Raw genomic sequence first — 21,027 nt, 5'->3', positions numbered from 1 at the left:
TCTACTACTGTTGCTATTCGTCGCTCGCTGTGCTCGCCACGTCCTGTTCGGCTCCTCCGACGGTACCCATTCCGTTGGAAATTTCGCGCGTCCAGAACCCGACGAGGCCGTCACCTCCTTCAAGCAACCTGCGATCAAGTGCGTGATTGAAATATTCACATGAGGTTTCCGAGATGTGGATACAGGCATCGCAGGCTGCCCCCTCCGGATCTTCTGCACACGCAGGGTCGAGGAGGCAGTCGCTTGCTAGTTCGCGAGCTTGTGACAGCCAGGGGTGAAGTCGAGTCTTGAACAGCGTCGACATACTTCCGAGCGAGAACGATTCAGTCGTCGCGGCGTAGATGACGATGGCCGGGACGTTCGGGAAGATTCGCTCTCCGAGCGTATCGGTCGCTAGGCCACACTGTTCGCCTGCTCGAGCGAGTAGACAGTGACTCATTGAGTGAAGGAGGGTGTAGACCGCATCAGTAATTTCGTCTTCGATGTCGTCGAACGGATTCTCGATTTCTGTAGTTGCGACATTCGTAAGGAACCACTCTTGTAGCGCCTGTTCGTCGTCAACATCTGGAATCGCTCGTCGACTATCATCGTCTGCATCTTCGCGAAGAATTCCGTTCGCCACCAGCCAATTCACGATGGCTTTCCGATCCACCTCTAACACGATTGCCTCTGATGGGGATCGGTCTGCGAATACGGGGATTGCGCTCTTTCCTCGTGGGTGAGTAAATCGGTTCAGATCAGTCTTTTTTGGCTCTGGATCGCCCCGGCTGAACCCGTACAGGACGTTCAACAGAGGGAATTGATCGACGACCCATCCCCGTCGGATGTGGCTAGCGTTAAGCTGATCGCGATACCGTGAGCTCTGGGGATGATCTTGTCGGAACTCTGGTTGCGAGAGAAGATCGTCTAACTGAGTCGGGATTGGATAATCGACATCCTGAATTTTGTCTTGGTCGCCGTCGTAGCCCTCCGTCGAACGCATAAATGTAAAGAGCGCATGAGCGGTATTCGACCAAGCGAGCTGTCGGACTGCCTCATCCGGTTCTCCATGGGGTTCGGCGTCGATGGGTGTGATATGTTGAGTTTCCTGTAGGGCCAATTCTCGACCTTCCAGTGATATCCCCATTCCCTCCAAAATCCGTTTAACCGTTTCCGGATCTTCACCCGACTTCACCATCTCGTCGAACTGGCTCATCTTTCCTTCTTCTGTCGCCAGTTCCTCGATCGTCATATCCTCCAGATCCTGATAGCCTAGGTACACCGCAGCGAGCACGCGTGCCCATTGCTTATCGGGAGGAATCTCACCAGGGTCTACGTCCACAAATGGAATGTTGGCACGAACGAATCGCTGCGCATAGTAAATCTGTGAGGATGCTGTTGGCAGCGGGCCACTCATTTCGTTACATACGGGGCACGATTTCGCCATCCCACCCATCGATTCCCCGCATCCGTTGACTTGACACCTGAACCGCCACGTTGCTGGGCCGCTCGATGTCTTTTGCAAGCGGTAGTTCGAGTAACCATGGCCGTCCTTCTGACACCCACGTGCTGGACTTGGGTCCTTGAGTTCACCGCATCGACAGACGTTGACGAACGCCAATTGGGTCAACTGTCCATCACAGGCCGTACACTTCCCATCGTCTGGGAGCATTTGTGGCTTAGCACGATCGCTACTGTGTACTTTTTTACAGTCTTCACAGTAGAACACCGTCGGGAAGAGCCGGGTTTCTATACCTCGGAATGGTTGATAAATGTCGACGTTCTCGACAGTGAGATCTTCCCAAACTTTCCCTGTGGTTCGGTTCAGATGTCTTCTTGCGCGATTTTGTACTTCGGTTACGATCCGTTCTTTGTCGATGTCTTCAATCTCGTAGGAGTTCCGCCAAGGTCGCACTTCAGCAGTGACCCCTAAATCCCCCATATCGACGACGTTCCCCTCGCCGTAGGAATACATCACTTGTGCCCGGCCTCGTTCCATAACGAGTCCGTCGTCGGTCATTGCCGTTCACCTCGGTGTCGTGGTCGAGTCTGGGTCATAAATTGGTGGGTCGTCGTAAGCTGCATTAGTGCCGTCTGTGCTCGGTTGCGTGTACTCATCCGCGGTACCCGTTGATGATGAGCGACGTGTCTGTGTCTGGGCCGATAGATAGTTGATCGTCGATGTCGCGAAGGTTGCGCATCGGTGTTCGTTGGCCACCCCGTCTCAAGACGTCAGTAAGGAAGTTCGACTCGTCGGTATCTGGATCCCTTGCGCGTTGTCGTTCGATGAGGTTGTTTGGGTCGATTAGTGCGTCCCAGATCTCGTCAAATCTAGCGTTGATCTGTCGGCGGTAGAGCTCGACGCCGCTCCGTGAACTTTCTGAGCCATCTGATGGCTGTCCATCTACGCCGTAAGCAGAGCGAACCAGCGAAAGCACTTCGTCGTATTTGAGATGACCGTTGGTGACGGCCTGTTGAACTCCCTCCCCATCGTACAATCGGATGCTCGTTTTGCCGGCGAGGATCTCGTCGTAATATTGGATCAATATTGAACAGACGACCCCGGGCATCGTACACTTAATCGCGTACTCTGCCCATCTCTCTAGGGGTGTCGCTTCGACTAAGAGGTCCTGATACTCCTGATGATACTGGAAGTGACGGTAGTAGGACCGATCGCGGGTCCGCATCGGATCGAAGAGTAGGAACACAGTCCCTGGCCACTTGCGCCCAACGCGTGAATACGACTGAATGTACTCGGCCGTGTTCCGCGGAAGGCCGAAGAAACCGATGAAGTCCAACGCATCGACGTCCACTCCGTGACTGATCATCGAGGTTGCGATGAGCATGTGAACTGCGTCTGCTGGGCTATCTAGTTCATCGAGATTCTCGAGGATCTCTAAGACAGAGCTGACGTCTTCGAGGGGCGTTTGACCAGTCATGAGTTGGCCGTTCAAGGGATAATATGGTTCGCCGTCGTCAGAAAGATGGACGTTGATCATCGTCCGAAGAACCCGCTTCATCAGGTCGGTGTTGTCGCGTGAATAGTGGTACGAGACCTGCGTTTCATAGTCGTCAAGAATGTCGTCTATAACCGCTTCAAGCGATGTGGGGTCTGAAGGGAGTTCAGCCTGCTCCAGTGTGTACTCGTCAGACACCTGCGTTAGTGCATCGTAGAGCGTCTCAGGAGCGGCGCGGTACTCTTGAATTGCACGCGCATACTCCTCGTGGATTTTTTCGATCGCGTAGGTCCGAGAGAGCGTCCGTGGAAGTGCCCCGAGCATCCGTCGCTGAATGCGCGTCGGGTGAGCGTACGCGTAGAAAGATTGCTTTAACCGCGGACTGGGTGATGGAAAGACGTTCGTGTCCTTCATGTATAGCGCTTCTACCTGCTGCTCGGCACCCTTGATAGTCGCCGTCGCGGCGACTATTTTTGTGTGCCACGTGTCGTCTGAAAACGCACGGTTCAGATGCTGAATAAGCGTTTCGTAGTGAGAGTCAAATGAACCAAATTCTTCGCGGAGGAGGTGTAACTCGTCTTGAATAAGAAGGCTAGGTGGGTCGACGGGGTCAACCTCTTCCCAATCGTCCTCATCGCACTGGCCAGCCTCGTTTAGAATGCCGGTGTCAGCAATACATCGATTCTCACCAGAGTACCCGTGTTTGGCGCATTTAAGAGACGTTCGTCCGAAGAGAACGGCCCGCATACGGCGTTGCATACCGACGATGGAGATCTTGTCGATGGTCGAGACAACGAACGTCGGCGTGTAGCGGTAAATCTCTCTGTCAGTAACGTATACTGGAAGCGGGGCTGGCTCTCCGCCGTTTCGTTTGACTTCATCACATTCCGGATTCTCACACTGGTGTATGATGCGACCCTGTTCGAGGTCCCCATCTATAGACACCTCCTTCTCGCCGCAGAACGGGCACGTAGTGACGTACTTGACCGACTTCTGGAATTCTTCGTCTTCCTGTGCTTTCCGGATGTTGTTCGTGTATTTCCCAGCTCGGAGCGTGTTTGGGGTGTTGCCGGAACCAACCAAGTATCCGACTGAGAACTCGTCGCCGCCCAGATTTTCTCGGCGGCGGATCTCTTCTGCCTTGGCAAGGACGTTTGCGATCCGCTGGAGCTGCTGCAAACTCAAAAACCGAAGTGGGAACTTCGTAAAGGCAGTCATTCCATGAGTCTTTCCACGCATCCGGTCGTGAAACGCAGTGAACGTGACGAGCCCCAGATACGCTTCCGTTTTCCCGCCACCCGTCGGGAAATAGACGACGTCAGCGACATCCAACTGGGTCTCGAGTATTTCGTTGTCCCAAGAGACGCTCACTTCCGATCCGGCTTCGTCTGCTTGTTTGAGCATATCCGGAATCGTCATCAGAATGAAGACGATCTGAAAGGTGCGCCACTTATCGAAGCCCATCTCCTGGAACGATTCGTTCATGTATTTGAACGCGCGACGCGCACGCGGATCCTGCTTTAGACACTCGATACCAGCTAACACTCGCTCATGGTCGGCCTCAAATCCGGCAACTGCTTTGTCGAATTCCGCCGCCGCTTCGCTTGATTTCCCGGAGACCATCTCGGACTTGATCTCCCGATAGTCAGCTACGGCGTCTTCCATGCCTGCTGCAAGCGCTTCTAAGCAGTCGAACATGGACTCATCGCTTTCATCGCCGGCGAGAACGTCCATTGGGGCTGCGATGTCGTCGGGATTCCGTGATAGGTAGCGCGATTGTTCGTACAGCGGAACCATTTCCGTTCGTACACCGACTGGGTCGTCGTTCGCTGGCTGTTCACTGTACAGTTCACGATTAGGTCCAGTCTTGTCAGTATGGGCTGGAAATATCGGTTCCGTCGCCGCGTTTTCACCAACGGCAAAGATTCGACCGTCGTACTGGTACTTGTCTTCAATTTCGTTCGAATCGAAGACCTTCAGAGGCGCTCCGTCGACGGTAACTGCGACTTCGACATCGAAGAAAGTCGAACGCCAGTCTTCGTAACCCGGATCGTTCTGTTCTTGATACTCCTCGTCGTCGGGGTTGTACTCTTCACCGTGAGTATTAATCAACCGGGCTGTGAGTAAAAGGAACTCGTCATCGTCATCAGGTCTAACGTCGAGCTCCAGCCGGGCGTCCCAAAGAGGAGTGAGTTCTTGGCCGTCGTACGCAGCTGAGACATGATTCTCGAACTCGGACTCCGACGATAGTGTCTCGTCCGAGAGCATCGACGCTTCATTTTCGCTCACTCCGTCCGTACGTTCACAGAAGCGACGGTCGACAGCGTACGCCTTCTCGTAGAGGATTGAAAGATCTAAGTCCAGAGTGAGTGGCTCATCGCACCCTACCTGTTCGTTAATTTCCTCACCTGTGACGGATGTCGACGACCATTCCGGATCTAATCGCTTGTACGTTCGCAAGAGATCCGTCGTTCCCTGTGAACTGCCGGCGTTGGCATCTGACTCGTTTTCTGACTCGTCTGAGGTTTCTCGATCTTGATCGAGCACTGATGCGTCGGTGTTGTCGTTGTGCTCGCGCTGCTGTTCCTCGAACGTCGGGAGCTGTCTCTGAAAGGCGAATGCATCCGGTCGTACTGTGAGTTCTACATCGTCAGAAATGTGGCGGGGAAGTCGGAACGTAACGCCGACTTTGAACGGCGAGACCTGCTTAGCAACGTTTCCGTAGGATTCCTCGTTTGCTTTTGCTTCTCGGTATTTGAATTGCGAAGGTAGCGCACCGGCGAAGAATTGGTCTTGTGGACGAGCTCCGTATAAGACCTCGTGTTGCTCTCCTCGGCCGGTGATTCGGTCTTCGAGATCCGCCGTCAGGACGTTGTTCACGAGCTGGCGGCGGACGTACTCTACGTTTGAATCCGGTTCATAGGCGTCATTGGGCGGCCGCGTATACCTCGGAGCGTCACGTCCTGGGACATCGCGTGACATGTGAATACATAGTCAATTAATCGAATCGACTTAAACGTATGCGAGCAGATGAGGACACTAAATCAACAGACACCGAGTACCGTCACCCCAGAATACCACGTCGTTTACGGTGTTCGCCAAGTACCCAGATAACTGTGGGGAACGGTGACGCCGTGTCTGATTTCCTTAATTTGATGAACTAGTACTAGGTCTTCACCCTCGTCATCGACTTTCTCGAAGTCGGATAGGCGAATGTCGAGATCGAAATCATTATCGATGAGGTCGTCGACGTCAGCTGCTTTAGATAGAAGGTCGGCTTGAGCTTGGTCAAGCCACTTGTTGATGAGGGCGTTTTTCACACGTCGGATCGTCCGATTTGCTGTCCAGCACACTTCCAGCTCTCCCTGAACTTCATCGAGATCGTATGCTTCAGTAATATAGTAGAGCGAGTCTCGTGCTTTTGGCATTGTAATCGTTCCGTGGTACCAATTTCGGTATGCACCATCTCCTTTCGGTTCGATTCCGGTTTGTTCTATCCGCTGCTTGAATTCCTCGAACGTGTCCCCACGCCTCTCAATCTCACGTGCGAGGTGATCTTTCCACTTGTTCGCTTTCACGACTACCTCTGCCTCACCCATGTCGAAGAGTTGCCGTTCAACGTGGGATCGAATCTCCATTCGGTCTCGAACGCTAACAACAATCTCTCCCTCTATTACTTTTGACATCTCTTTACTGACGCGGACCTCAGCATCCAAACGAACGACCTCGACCGTTTTCTCCGGCTTGTTAGCCATCCGGTAGCCATCTTGCCCGATTAATTCGATGCAGCCGTCGACATCGCGACGTTCCCATTCGGACTGAGATGAGGATGTTTCACCACCACCAGTGCTGCTGGGTGTATATCTCCCACTCGCTTGGCCGAACTTGGCTAAGCTTCGTTCAATTAGGCTGTTGACCCTATCTCGCTTGTTCTGATCCGCTTGTTCGTGACCTTTGAACGTCTGTGATCCAGAAATCTCACCCTTTTCGACGGAGTCTGCGTCTGGGATAGATATCTGGACGCCATCGAGGTCAGAACAAGCGACGGTCGGTGGCTTGTTTCTATCTTCCTCGGCCGAAAGGGGTGTTCTCGGGAGCTCTTCAGCAATACTCGCAAGGATACGTCCAGTATCTTCTGGACCCTCTGGAGGTATTTGTCGGGGAGTAGCTGCCTCGACGGCGTGATTAAGGCTACTAGCTTGAGAAAACAATAACCCGAGTTCGTGCGGATAAGCCAGGACGCTAACGTTGGCTCCGTGAGGAGAGCGAAGTATCCACCGGTCCTCGTATTTGGGAGGTCCATAGAGAAGCAAGTGGTCTGCTGGTGATTCGATGTTAATCGAATTCGGCGTGCAGATGGTTACTCGTTCTTCTGCTTCGACCCAGAACTTCCTACGGTTAATGTATAGGTCTGCTTCAAGCGCCTTCGCTTCAGGCTCGTCTGGAGCGACGATGATGAGTCCCTCGTCGTTATCGGTTACTTGAAGCATGGCAGACAGAACTGCACCACGCTTCCAGGCTTGATTGTCTGGATCGTTCAAGAGTTCGGCCAAATCCTCTAGCTCGTAGATGGCTTGTTGTAGTGCGCCTCCTCCGGCCTGTGCGTCGCCAGTCAGATCCGAGTGCATTTGTCGGAGTGCCCCAATTCGGCCTGACAAGGTCGTCGCCTTCCCGTGGTTTGCCCGATAGACGTTGCTCTGCTCCAAGAGGGCAACCAACCGAGAAAATCGGGAAACCGTGTCGCGGAGATAGAATTTAGCCAGCATAAGATCCCGCTCGTCGATTTTGCCTTCTACTGTTTGGAAGTCCTCGTACGCCGACCATACACGCTCAAATTGCTCAGCAACGGGACCTGTGTTACAGACGTGCGGTTCGTAAGACTGCCCTGATGTTTTATTTTTGAGCAATTGCGTTTCTCTGACCGTGCATTGTGGGATAGTTTCTGGGTCGACTAGCGATTGATACGTGGCACCCCCGTCTCGGGTCCACTCACAGACTTTACGAAGGCGGGACTTAGTCCACATCCACGTCGAATCGACCTCGTCTTTGATACGATCGTACGTATTACCGAGTGGGTCCCGGATGTAGTAGACTACGGTAGGTATGTCGGCAGCAGCGCGCCATCGCTCGAACGCCTCGAAGCGTTCCTCGTCAAACCCGACGTTTTCGTCGTAGAGGACAGCTTGAATCGCCTGAGCGTGCTCTGGGTTTGGCAGCCTAGTCGCCCATTTTGCATAGATGACTGCAGGTGGTGCATCTTCGGTCACGTAGTGTTGAGTCTTTGGCACCAATGACCCATCAGACTTGACTGACGAGAGGGGCCACCTCCCTGTCGAAAATTGAAACGGACCGACCATCTTTTCGTAGCGATCACGGATGTCACTATTTCTGGACATAATCATGATGGCACGACGATCCATTCCCATCATTTCGTAGAGACCTTCGAGGGCGTGACGGTCCAGATATTCTTGACGGAGAGTAGGCGGAATTAGACAGAGATCGCGTTCTTCCCGGATTGCAGTTCGGACTAACAGAGAGTGCGTTCCCTCTGTTGGAGGAAGTTCGTACGGGGCATTTTCCAGCGTTACACCCATCATATCTCTAGTTAAGACCACAAATTTTTCTCTGTAAACCTCATATATACGTTCCGTTAGAATAGTTTCAGTAAGGGATAATTTCTCCGGAATATCATGTTTTCAGACTTGACTCTCAATTACAGCAATATTTGGGGGTGAGCAGGCTATCCAATAATTCGTGACTCTCCCCAGTACGGGGTTATTTCCGCTTGTAGGTGCTTTCAAGCAATCTTGCGGGGTTCCTTTCTGGCTACATTTAGATCTTCAACGATGCTCTTCACAAGCTGAGGCGGAACTGCATTCCCAACTACTCGCTCTGCTGCGCTGTTCTTGTCTGGAAGCTTGAAATCTGCTGGAAAAGACATTAGAAGTGCTGCTTCCCGGAATGTAATCGTCCGATTCTCTTCTGGATGTGTGTAGCGACCCGAGCTAAAATTTGTACACCGAGTAGTTAGCGTTGGTGCAGGGGATTCCCAGTCCATAATTCCGTACGCTGCACCTGCTTGAGTGTCGAAACCTCGGTGACATTCACGAATGAATTCTTCGTCCTCCGTTCCCCGCAGGTCCTTCCAACTATCGCCGTGTCGCCGTATTGCTTTCATCGTCTCGACCGTGTTGCTGTTGTGACGACGTGATCGGTGCGCAGGATCGTCAGGATACCCATCGATCCCAACTTGCTTTTGACCGAGATCGAGGTCTTGTTTCAATCGGCCTCGTTCGTATTCCTCTTTCAGTACGTCTTTTACTGTGACCCATCTCTCTTTCAGTCCGTCTTCGGGTTCTCTTGCGTGAGTCTCAGGTGGAAATTCGACTTCGGAATCAGAAGCACCGTAGATACAGATCCCTATCGTACGCATTCTTCGCTGCGGGACTCCATAATCTGCTGCGTTAACGACTTTTAGATTAACTCCGTATCCCTTCTCTTCGGGATCGTCGTCGCGAGTCATCCCCCTCATCTGATCTTTGAACCACTGCGAGTAGGTCGTCTCTCCGTCGCGCTTATTGGTTATTCCCTGGACGTTTTCGAAGAAGACCGCACCGGGTTTCTCTGCCCGAATTAACTCCACGTAGGACTGGAGTAGCTCATCTTTTGGCTCGTCCTCCGGCCACGGCGTCGTATCTCTGAGCTTGCTGAAATTCTGGCAAGGAGGGCACCCAGCGATGACGTCAACCTCTCCGGGTTCTAAACCGAATTCGTTTCGTATGTACTCGAAGGTGACGTGACCGCCCTTGTTGGCATTTAGATTACCCTTGAGAGGGGAGTCGAACGTGACCTCGCCAGGATACTCGTCAAGATCGGCGTCGCAGAGATTTCGCTTGTACGTTTCCAATGCTTCGTCGTTGATGTCAACGGCCCCCGCGACAGTGTATCCCGCCTGAACAAACCCGAGAGAGGCACCTCCTGCACCGCAGAATAGATCGACGACAACTCCACGACTCATATAGAATACCTCTGATTCACGACGTCTAAATCTATCGGATGTTTGCTGTCACGTCGAACGGGCTTGTGTAGTTCGTTCTTCATTTCGATTCTGAATAGTTCTTGGCTGTTGCACAGTACTCATACCGATCTCAAGAGTCCCAGATGTCCTCCTCGAATACGTTTCAAGGTTATTGGAGCTCTACGAGTCTAAATATCAGTACCTCACAAAGCATCCTCGCCTAGCTGTCTCTGAAGCCTGAATTCTGTGGCCGAGCGGTTGCATTGGCGGTCTCGACGACAGAATCATGGACGGATCGGCGGAGAGCCGTCGCTGTCGGCGGCGGCTGCCGCCGACGCGACAGCGTCGCCACTCCCACCGTTGGCTAGCCCGGTCGGGAGTTACCGGTGGAACCGGTCGTCTGGTGGTCGGTTCGCGGGGACGGCCCGACGCACCGCGAGGGCCGTCCACGCTGCTCGACGGACCATATTGATGAACTCCTTGAACGACCACTCCCAGAGGCGACGCCCCCCACGGCGGGGCGTCGCCACGTACTCCCAGTGCAAATACCGCCACACGTTCTGTAACAGCAAGCTCACCACGACGTACAACAGCCGTACGACCGGATTTTGTGTCGAGGTCGTCGCGATACTTTGCTCGGAGAGTCGATAGCTTGCCTCGATACCGAAGCGTTTCGCGTAGTGGTATCGAGCGTCCCGTGGTGAGTCGATGAACGGCGCGTCAGCGGCGTAGCCGTGACGCGCCACCCCATGTTCGTCGTACCGTCCGTTCTGGTAGGTACAGTCGATGTAGACGGGAAACTCGACGGTCCAGCTGTGACCGTCGAGTCTCGCTGTCAGACTGTGCTGAATCACGCGACTCCATCCTTCTGAGAGTTCTCGCTTGATCGTCCGTCCCCAGCGGACGATCGGCATGACGTAGGCGTGGTTGTGCGCCTGAAGCAGCGTTAAACACTTGCTGTCGTAGAATTCGCGGTCAAGATAGACGGCCTTGACACCGAGGTCAAGGCCGTCGAGAATACCGAGGAACTCTGCGAGGACACTGCTGGCGGTGTCGCCGTCTTCGAGACGGCGCACCGCCAGCGTGTAGCGTTTGTTCTTCACGCGTGCGTACAGTGTCGCGTACGCGTGAAACGCGGTGGTTCCACGCTTCGCTTGTGAGTGATACAGGCCGTCTGTATCGTCTTCGTCGCCGTAGTAGGGCCGCAGGTGGAGGTCTGCGCAGACCTCCACCTGCTGGGGAAGGACGTCGAGAACGTCTTTCTGGAGGAGCGTGTTCCCGATTTGTTCGAGCGTCTCGAGGTCGAACTTGGTGCGGAGATGGTAGAGAACGGAGTTTTCGTGAGGTGCATCTTCGCTTCTCTTGCAGAGTGTAGAGACCGAGGTCCCGTCGGCGCAGGCGCCGACGAGGACCTCGTAGATGTCTTCAGCATCGAGTTCAGCGTTTTCAGCGAGTGAGAGAGCAACTTCCTCGTCAAGAGAGTTGACGAGGAAGTTAAGGAGCTGGTCCTCGTGGATTTCATCGTCTGTTTGCTGGTTGTTGGACACATCTTCAGCAAGCAGACCTTCTAACTAAACGGCTTTGTGAGGTACTGAATATACCTCTGACTTGACCAACGTTCTCGACCCCAGCGTCGTTGATGCTCTGGTGAATCACCTTCACGAGGGTGTCGAGACTTCTATCGAGTGTCTTCTTCTGGAGGAGGTCCCGGTTATGTGATTGTTAGTTGAAGCTACTATTGCGTGGTTGTGGTGTGTTCACTAATTTAAACGGTCCGTTACTTTCTTCGCTCGGAGCAACGACTCTGTTGCTGAATGACTGAATACGACGAGGATTCGATTCCGTCACACACCCTCGAATCGAACGGTCGTGTATGGACGTACGAAAAGCTTGACCCACGAACTCACCAATGGACTCGCCCGTTAGACCAAGAAGAGTTCGACTGGGACGTTTCGAACGTCGACCTCGTCGGAACCGATGTCCCCGTTCGTGTCGTCAGTCTCGAACTCCACGACGAGTGGACGGTACAAGGGTTAGAGACTGCGGGACCAGATTACCACCGCCCTGGGTTCACAGAGACGATTTCTTCTGATTACGTCTCTTATACAGCGAATTTAGAAGAGGCAATCGAGATGGTCGAGGACTTCGTAGAACGACTGTCCTAGATTACCGGCTCTACGACGACGTGTTCTACGGCAAGCTGCCGAACCGACTGAGGTGGCTCTGTTGAAATCCTCTTCATGTCTGGCGATTTGTTGAGGAGCAAGTTTCCAACAGCGTCCGCGAAAACTGGTGAGAAGAGTTCTGTCCTTAATGTCAATGGCTAATTACTTTGACAGAGCCGCTGAGGTCTATGCGTCTTGAGGTAATCTATTATCAGTACCTCACAAAGCATCCTCGGCTAGCTGTTTCTGAAGCCTGAGTTCTGTGTCGGAGCGGTTGCATTGACGGTCTCGACGGGAGAATCATGGACGAATCGGTGGAGAGCTGTCGCTGTCGGCGGCGGTCAGCCGCTGACGCGACAGCGTCGCCACTCACACCGCTGGCTAGCCCGGTCAAGAGTTACCGGCTAAACCGGTCGTCTGGTGGCCGGTTCGCGGGGACGGCCCGACGCACCGCGAGGACCGTCCACGCTGCCCGTCGAATCATGTTGATGAACTCCTTGAACGACCACTGCCAGAGGCGACGCCCGCCTCGGCGGGGCGTCGCCACGTACTCCCAGTGCAGATACCGCCAGACGTTCTGTAACAGCAAACTCACCACGACGTACAACAGCCGTACGACCGGATTCTGTGTCGTAGTCGTCGCAATCGTTTGCTCGGAGAGTCGGTAGCTCGCTTCGATACCGAAGCGTTTCGCGTAGTGGTATCGAGCGTCTCGCGGTGAGTCGATGAAAGGCGCGTCAGCGGCGTAGCCGTGACGCGCCACCCCATGCTCGTCGTACCGCCCGTTCAGGTAGGTACAGTCGATGTAGACGGGAAACTCGACGGTCCAGCTGTGACCGTCGAGTTTCGCCGTCAGGTCGTGCTGAATCACGCGACTCCACCCTTCCGAGAGTTCTCGCTTGATCGTCCGTCCCCAGCGGACGATCGGCATGACGTACGCGTGGTTGTGCGCCTGAAGCAGCGTCAAACACTTGCTGTCGTAGAATTCGCGGTCAAGATAGACGGCCTTGACACCGAGGTCAAGGCCGTCGAGAATACCAAGAAACTCTGCGAGGACGCTGCTGGCGGTGTCGCCGTCTTCGAGACGGCGCACCGCCAGCGTGTAGCGTTTGTTCTTCACACGCGCGTAGAGTGTCGCGTACGCGTGGAACGCGGTGGTTCCACGCTTCGCTTGTGAGTGATACAGGCCGTCTGTATCGTCTTCGTCGCCGTAGTAGGGCCGCAGGTGGAGGTCCGAAACGACCTCCACCTGCTGGGGAAGGACGTCGAGAACGTCCTTCTGGAGGAGCGTGTTTCCAACCTGTTCGAGCGTCTCAAGGTCAAATTTGGTGCGGAGATGGTAGAGAACCGAGTTTTCGTGTGGTGCATCTTCGCTTCTCTCACAGAGCGTTGAGACCGAGGTCCCGTCGGCGCAGGCGCCGACGAGGACCTCGTAGATGTCTTCAGCATCGAGTTCAGCGTTTTCAGCGAGTGAGAGAGCAACTTCCTCGTCAAGGGAGTTGACGAGGAAGTTAAGGAGCTGGTCCTCGTGAATTTCACTGTCTGCTTGCTGCTGTTGTTTGGACACATCTCCAGCAAGCAGACGTCTCAACTAACCGGCTTTGTGATGTGCTGATTATCTTGATGAGCCGCTCGTGGAGTATATCTCCCGCTCGGTTACGCCCTAAGACGAGCGTGTTTGGAAAGCCGTTGTAGGCAAGTGTATGACATATATTGGTAATTCCATAGCTAGTCTCAGTCGCACGGTAAGTAGACTGATGAGCGTTCAGTTCGTCTTGAACCACTGGTTAAGCCAGTGACTCAGTATCTCCACACCATCAGCGTCTGGGGGTCAACAGAACCTATCGCTCAGGGGTCAGTATCAAAGGGGCCTAGGCCCTTTGCGCGAATGCTAATTGTGATGGCAGCAGACGCGCATTCCGACAGAATCCCCTGACTCACTTATGGCTTCTGACTGTGGATTGTCCGTACCGACTTCCTCAAAAGAGTACAGTTGTAGCGGCACTGTGAATCAGAGCAGCGAGTCGGACCAGAGGCCGTCGCTGTCGTCGCCGTCGTCAGGTTGCACCGCATCTGGACCGGTGTCTTCCCCGCCTTCGGTGTGGGGGTTTTCGTCGCGGGACCTGTCTCTACGGTCCTCAATACCCTCGACAAGCGGGTAACAGGTGTCGTCGACTCGGTCGTACCGTTGCAGACCGATATTGTCGTTCGGCAGGACTGCGATAGTCCACTCGTCGCGCGTCGGGAGTGCGCCCAGTTCGTCGATAGCACCCGCGAACTCCATCTCGGGGATGTACGGAGCGGAGACGAGTGTGTAGTCCTCTCGGAGCGCGTCGACTGACTCGTATTCGTCGAGCGAGTCACCGCTGACCGTGACGTGGCCGTCATCGCCAACGCGGTATCGAGCGGGCCAATCGGTCGCTGACCGCGATGTCCACGCGTCAACGTCAGCAAACTGTGTGTACTCGGTCCCATCCGAATCTCGCAGCACTACGAGGTCTCCATCGAGAACCCATTGGTAGGTCACGTCACCGGGAATGGCGACGAACTTACTCGGGGCCTCAGCGCCTTCCTGGTGGACTGCCGGACACTTGTCGTCGCGGTGGTGATAGCGGGCCTCGACGTCGTTCGGTGTCCGCCGTTCGGTGTACGTCAGCATCGGGTCGGCCAGTTTCTCCGAGAGCTGTCGCGCGGCATCAGCGAAGCGCTCGCCATCGTCGTCAGACTGATTCACGATGAACAGGCAATGGTCGCCCGACTCGACGGCTTTCCGAAGGTTGTGCCCTATCTGCGCCGGAGCCGACCGCGTCGCCTTCTCGAACTCGACAGCAACATCACGCTCCTTACTCAGCGCGAACACGTCGGGGTACTGCTCTTTCAGCCGGTCGCGATTCGCCATTGCTTCCTCGAACGTCTCGCCGCCCGTGTCGACCGGGCACTCGGCAAACAGGTCGGGCATCTCGTCACCCGTCTGCTCGGGGACACGAACGTGGTAGCCCATCTCCGCGAGGTCGTGGGCAATTGGTTCCATCGCCGCCTGATGAGCAATCGAACCCGCATTGCCCGACTGCCCCGACGAGAACAGTTGTTCCCGTCCGGCAGGTGCGAGGTCGATGGTCATCGCGTCGTTCGACACGTTGACGAGGTCGCGAGAGTTCGCCCGTTGGATGAGCGTATCGACGTGCTGGCCGTCAACGTCGACGCGCTCACGGACTGCCTCTTTCGCGTCGACCATCTGGATAGGTTCGCCGTCATCGAGGTCCTGAGAGACACGCAGGCGAAACAGCGCCGCGAGTAGTTTGGTTGCACGCTCATCGGTGAGTTCGAGGTTGCCACCGTCGTGGCCGTCTGGTCCGACGCCCCCGAGGTCGTAGAAGTGGGACTGACGCTTCTGCTGTTCAGCACTCTCCATCGGTTCGCCGTAGCGCTCGACGGACTCGCGTTTCAGCGTGTCAAGTTCCGCGTCGGTCATCCCGGCCACACCGTTGACCTCGCGACGTACTTCCCCGACTGGCGGGAACGCATCGACTTTGTACGAGTGGGTCAGCGTGTCGGTGTCGTCGTGGGTTCGCATGAAGAACTTGTACTTGCTCAGGTTCGTCAGGTCCTCCCAGGACACTTCGGGCGAGTGTTGAGCGGCGATGAGACGCGCGTCGTCCTTCCCACCGGGGTTGAACGAGATGAACGTCTCACATTGGTTCTCGACGGCCTTCTGGACCTGCTCGGGGAGTTGGTTCGACGGGTTCTGACACGACAGCGTCAGGCAGAAGTCGAACGCGCGTGCTTCCGACAGGATGCTGTGGATGTCCGACTGTTCTGAGACGATACTGTCGAACTCGTCAAGCACGACGTAGAACGGCGGCGAGTCGCGGTTCTCGCGAGCGGCGACCCACGCCCGACGGATGAGTGCCGTCGCGAACAGTCGCTTTTCCGTCTCACCGCTTGACGGCGCGTTCCGAACGACGACGACCTTCCCGTCGCGCACGACCTCGCTGATGCTAACGGTCGACTCGCGAGCGGCGATGAGGTCACGGATGGCGTCGTTCTGGACCCATTGGTCGAGACGGCCCGCGAGCGGTTCGAGGTCGCTGTCCTCTTTCTCCCGAATCCGCTCGGCGGCGTCCTCGATGAAGTGCATCCGCTCCTCGCTCATCCACTCAGCGAATTTGTCGCGGTTGTCCGGGTTGGTGCAGACGCACGCGAGGTCGAGCAGGGTGCAGGTCCGTCCCGACTTCGCCATCCCCCGGATGAGTGTCCGAGCGACGCGGTCCATCAGCGCACCCCAGTAGTTGTCGTCACCGCCCGCCTGACTAATCATCGCCGTCAGGTCGTCACAGAGCGCTTCGACCGTCGACGCGAACTTTCGCGTGCCCGGTTCGACGTCCCCCGGCACTTCGAGGAAGTTGAACCGGACCTTGTTCTCGTACTCGTCTGTGAGGTCGACGAACACGAAGTCCTCGCGGTCACGGTCCTCGGGCCATTCGCGGATGAACTCGTCAGCGTCCTTCCCCTTCGGGTCAAAAATCATCGCCCCGTGGCCGCGTTCCATAATTTGACTCGACAGGTTGGTCAGATACGTCGTCTTACCCTTCCCGGTCCCGCCACCGACGAACTGGTGGACATTCAGCACGTCCGGTTCGATGCCGACTTCGACGCCGTGCCGACTCCCGAACCCGTACCAGAAGGGGTCGCCACGACCAGACTCGTCAAGCATGGCGACTTGCTCCTCCTCGTGCGACGCGCCTGCGACGTTGTGTTCGGCAAAGTCGAACCGAGGCGTTCCCGGCGGGACGCCCTCGCCCGGTCGACTCATCGACCAGCGCATCTTGTTCGTCGTGACGTACTGCGATTCGGGGATGTTCAGCAGACCGGCCACCTCACGCTGTGCTTTCACAATCCCGTGGTTGATCCACTCCCGGTCAGCTGCCCGCAACGCAGTCTCTCGAACTTCACCCTCGTCGAGCGGGTCCGGTACGAAGGTTTGTTCGCTGTTGCTCTCGTAGAAATTGCGAAACATTCCAGCGGTCGTCGACGCCCGCGAGATGGCGACGGAAGGGTCGTCGCTGATGGCAAACACGCGCAGGCAGAGTCGCCACCCCTTCTCTCCCTGCTGTTCTTCGAGCAGGGAGGCGACCGACTTGTCGACCTTCGAGGGGGGATACTCGACAGTCTCACGAGTAAACAAGCGGCGCTCTTTCTTGTACGTCGGCTGTCGCAGGTTCATCGCGAGCGTCTTGATTCCCGGCGTGCCGTTCACCGCCTCGTCATCGTCGTCGACGAGTCCGTGGCCGCCGTCGACGCCTTCGGTCCACGTCCGACGAGCGGGCTTGAACATCACCTGCACGACGACGTCGGCGTCCGTCTCGGATTCGTCTTGCGTGCCGACCATCTCCTCCAGGATCGCCCCCGTCGGGTCCGTCGAGAACCCCGGTAGGTCGAGGTTTTTGATGGGATACAGCGTGTACCGACGAAGTTGGAGCGTCGCACCCGCGATGTAGCGACCGTCGACGCCGCACTCCGGGATGACTTCGGACGAGACACGGTCAAGCTGGGAGTCGGGATACTGCGTCTGCAACTGACGCTTGAGCGTTCCATCGGTACGGTCGTCGCCTGCGACGTACTGCATCGTCACGACGCGGTCGCCGCCACCCTGCTCGCGCGTGTATCGCATCTCGAACGAATGAGCTGGTGAGACGTTCTGGACTGACCGCGACAACCGGGGTGAGTCTGTCTCCACCGAATGCAGCGATTCGAGGACGTTCGTCATCGCCTCAATCCCGCCATTGTCCTTGTTCGGGCGCACGCTGATAGCGTCGCGTTCGCCTGGACTTGTCAGCGAGGTAGCGAGGTCGGCATCTATCTCCACCGCGTCGTACCCTGCTTCCTCACGTTGTTCCGTCCCGCGAAGCGAGTCGAGCAGGCCCATCAATCGTCACCTCCCGCAGCGGCGACCGTTCGGTCTTGTCCTTGGTCATCCGCGAGCGCCTCGTCGCCATCGTCACGCGACCATGATAACACCGCGTCCTCAGCGGGTGATGTTTCGACGTAGGTCGGAATCCACCCGGCAATGTCCTCAGCGTAAATTAGACACTCTGAGTATCCACGTCCGGATTTGCCACGGACGGCTTTCTCGCGAACGAACTCGCGTTGGGTCTGGTTCAGACCGAACTCTGCGAGAACATCGTCGTCGACGGCAGGTGTTCGGAAGATGTGAACCATCCCGCATTGCCCGCGAATCGTGTCACGAGCGTCTGTCTCCGAGTCAGCCGAGACAAAGTCTTTCGGGGATTGTGAGAGGAACCACAGACTTGCATCGTAGCGAGCGAACTCGCGAGCGGCCTTCTGCAACCAGTTTGCCGTGCGTGGGTTGTCGAGTAGGACGTGGGCCTCGTCGAGCATCAGCACCGTCTCACCGGGTGCGGTTTTGATTTTCTTGCGGACCTGTGAGAGCATCAGCATCAACATCGCGCTCTTTTCGGCGTCGTCGGACCCTGACAGCGAGTGCAGGTCAAGGTACGCCATTTCTACATCATCGCTGACAATGTCTATCTCATCCTCCCCGACCAGCGCCTCGTACTTGCCGCCTTCTTGGAACGACCGCAATTTCGTCAGGAGTTCGCCGACCTGCGTTTTGTGTGACTCGACCTCATGGCCGTCGTCGCTCCAGGTGTACTTCTCCGGCGACTCGTTCATGTCGATGAGCGTGTCGATGAAGTCTGAGAGGTTGGGATTGCCGTTATTGAACGTCTCGGGTTGGTGTGCATCGATGCCAGCGCGGGACAACGTCGACTCGGCGGCCTGTGAGAGTATTGGCGCGAACTCGTCAGCGTTGTCGACGCCATCCGACCGGAGCAGGTTAGTCAAGAACGCGACCGTCTCCTCGACGGTCATTCTGAACTCGCGGGCGCAGTCCTGCGGGTCGTCAGACGGCGCTGTGATGCGGAGCGGGTTGACCGACTGACTCGCGTCAACCTCGATATGTTTCCCATTGCAGAGTCGCGTGACGCCGTCAAATCCCTGCTGAGTGTCGATAGTGATGAGCGTCCGGCCGTCACGCTCCAACCACCATCGCATCGCCGCTTTCGACGCTGAGTAGGTCTTGCCCGCTCGCGTCTGCCCGATGGTGAGCTGATGCGGCGCACCGCCGCGTTCGAACGGCGACAGACGGAGCAGCGACCCGTTTTGTTCGTTCCGGCCCCAGTCCATTCCCGATTCCTCTTGGATCGACACACCACAGAACGGGAACATCGACCCGATGACAGCGCCCGGCACTCGTCGCGACTTGTCGGCGGGCGTTTCGTCGTTCCAGACATCAGTTGTCAGCGGCGACGCAGAGCGCAGGAGCGTGCCTTGGACGAGTGATGGTGCGATAGGCGTGACGTTCGCGGGCGTCGTCGTCAGCAGGTCACGCACGTCTTGTTCGGCTTCATCAAGCGCTGCGTGCTTCGCGCCATCGAACGACTCGACAGCAGACAGCGTCTCGTCAGCCGTGTTCAGCGCGGCCTCGTTGTCAGCCCGCACGACCACGTAAGTCGACACGTCCCACGGCTGACTTGGGGTGTCTCGCAGTAGCTTCCGCATCTTGACGTTCGCGTCGTTCGCGTCGTCAACGTCCATTGTGGTGACGTCACCGTCCTCCTGCCGATCCATCCCCTCGGAGCCTACGTCAGCGATTTTCTGCGACAACTCATGAATCGCAGCATCCTTGTCGACTGGGTCGGCGTTGACACAGAGGTCCACGTTGATTCCTCGGATACTCGTCAGCCGCGAGAGCCACATGGACTCCGTCTCAGTTGGATATTCGGCTATCCAGAGTGTCCGGGCGAACTCGTCACCGAGGTCGACCCACCCGCGCTGTTCGTCGAACGTCTCGGGGTTGACCACGTGCCCTGCCTCCGTTTCACCAGCGAGCACATCACCAGCGAGAGGACCACCGACCTCATCGGTTCGACCCCAGTAGTTTCGGGCCATAGATAGGGCTTCGGCGGCCTCAACGCGCTCTGCTTCGAGTTCTCCGACAGAGTTGATCGCGTCGACGACTGTCTGCACTCTCTTGTTTGTCTTCTTCCAGACCTGCTCGTCAGACACTGTCTCGACGCCCGTGTCAACGAGTGGGTTCGCTATGTCCCACAGCGATTCGTCGGTCGGCCCGAGGGCGTCACTCGGAGCCGCATCGACCGCGACGTAGTGCTTCCACTCGCGAGCGTTCCAGTTCGGAATGTCGCCATCAGTCAGCCAGTCAGCGGTCCCAAGCAGAACATCGGACTGGTCCACATCAGTTGTGGGGTCGAGCGCCCGTTCCTCATATCGCTGTGCGACGACCGTCCCCGGTTTCTCGTCGCGCGTCGTCGAGTAGATGCGGAACGGAATATCACGGACTTGTTCGTCGATAGCCGACGACAGGGACGCGGCCAGCGAGTTCTGCCCACCGTCATCGAGGAGCGCCGCGTTCTGTGGGTCGACGCGGACAAGGCCGACGACGCGGCCATCGGCCATCTCGACTAACCCATCGTCGGTCATCCCGGCGACGCCCGTCACATCCGCGAGGGCGGTGTTCTCGTCATCTGACCGGATGTGTGAATACCAGTCCGCAACGCGCTCTCGGGGAGAGTTGTACCAGCGGTTCGTCACCGTCATTCCGATAGCCCCGACGCCGGCCACAGCTCCCGCACCGAGGCCCACCGTACCAAGCGTTGGGTTGCCGGTGAACAGCCCACCGACACCAGCAGTCGTGAGAACGCCAGCTGGGGCGAGCGTCTTGAGGTCCTTCAACGATAGGTGATCTGTAATGTCGATGCTCGTGTCGACCCGAGGTGGGACGATTTGTCCGGGGTCTTTCTGAATCTGTGCGTCAATCGTGTGTTGAGTATTCTGCGTCATTGTGCGTTGAAGTATGAGTATAAAAGAC

Annotated in this window: 9 protein-coding genes; 1 reads left to right on the top strand and 8 read right to left on the bottom strand. The window is 56.4% G+C overall.

Features of this window, described 5'->3' with window-relative positions; translation table 11 throughout:
• Positions 1-13: 13 nt before the first annotated feature.
• From HVO_RS19455 to HVO_RS19435, 5 genes are all read right to left on the bottom strand, one after another.
• On the bottom strand, positions 14-1,999 hold the full coding sequence (locus HVO_RS19455) for a DUF1998 domain-containing protein (RefSeq protein WP_013035710.1): 1,986 nt from the start codon (positions 1,997-1,999) through the stop codon (positions 14-16).
• Positions 2,000-2,093: 94 nt separating this feature from the next.
• Positions 2,094-5,918 (bottom strand): helicase-related protein, encoded by a 3,825-nt coding sequence (locus HVO_RS19450; protein WP_013035734.1) that lies wholly within the window; start codon positions 5,916-5,918, stop codon positions 2,094-2,096.
• Between the two features lie 104 nt (positions 5,919-6,022).
• Positions 6,023-8,203: a hypothetical protein gene (locus HVO_RS20390; RefSeq protein WP_144064063.1), complete on the bottom strand. Its 2,181-nt coding sequence runs from the start codon at positions 8,201-8,203 to the stop codon at positions 6,023-6,025.
• 530 nt (positions 8,204-8,733) lie between these two features.
• Positions 8,734-9,954, bottom strand: a complete 1,221-nt coding sequence (locus HVO_RS20385) for a DNA cytosine methyltransferase (protein WP_013035696.1) — start codon at positions 9,952-9,954, stop codon at positions 8,734-8,736.
• A gap of 380 nt (positions 9,955-10,334) precedes the next feature.
• On the bottom strand, positions 10,335-11,501 hold the full coding sequence (locus tag HVO_RS19435) for an ISH3-like element ISH51 family transposase (protein WP_013035699.1): 1,167 nt from the start codon (positions 11,499-11,501) through the stop codon (positions 10,335-10,337).
• Positions 11,502-11,768: 267 nt separating this feature from the next.
• On the opposite strand from HVO_RS19435, the gene HVO_RS20380 reads away from it, so the two are divergent.
• Positions 11,769-12,119, top strand: coding sequence for a hypothetical protein (locus HVO_RS20380; RefSeq protein ID WP_013035717.1), 351 nt, complete (start codon positions 11,769-11,771; stop codon positions 12,117-12,119).
• Positions 12,120-12,516: 397 nt separating this feature from the next.
• Here HVO_RS20380 and HVO_RS19430 read toward each other — a convergent pair whose 3' ends face one another.
• The 3 genes from HVO_RS19430 to HVO_RS19420 all read right to left on the bottom strand — a co-directional run bounded on the left by HVO_RS19430 (position 12,517) and on the right by HVO_RS19420 (position 20,999).
• Positions 12,517-13,686 (bottom strand): ISH3-like element ISHvo21 family transposase, encoded by a 1,170-nt coding sequence (locus tag HVO_RS19430; protein ID WP_013035684.1) that lies wholly within the window; start codon positions 13,684-13,686, stop codon positions 12,517-12,519.
• Positions 13,687-14,130: 444 nt separating this feature from the next.
• Positions 14,131-18,045 carry a type IV secretion system DNA-binding domain-containing protein gene (locus HVO_RS19425; protein ID WP_013035712.1) on the bottom strand — a complete coding sequence of 1,305 codons (3,915 nt, stop codon included), beginning with the start codon at positions 18,043-18,045 and terminating at the stop codon, positions 14,131-14,133.
• Complete coding sequence (locus HVO_RS19420; RefSeq protein ID WP_013035725.1) at positions 18,045-20,999, bottom strand: VirB4 family type IV secretion system protein; 2,955 nt, start codon at positions 20,997-20,999, stop codon at positions 18,045-18,047. The genes HVO_RS19425 and HVO_RS19420 overlap by 1 nt, the downstream gene beginning before the upstream one ends.
• Positions 21,000-21,027: the final 28 nt, after the last annotated feature.

The organism is Haloferax volcanii DS2 (assembly GCF_000025685.1).
In the GTDB taxonomy this organism is placed as follows: domain Archaea; phylum Halobacteriota; class Halobacteria; order Halobacteriales; family Haloferacaceae; genus Haloferax; species Haloferax volcanii.
The sequence above is the reverse complement of the archived record's forward strand: the minus strand, read 5'-3'. Positions and strand labels throughout refer to the sequence as shown.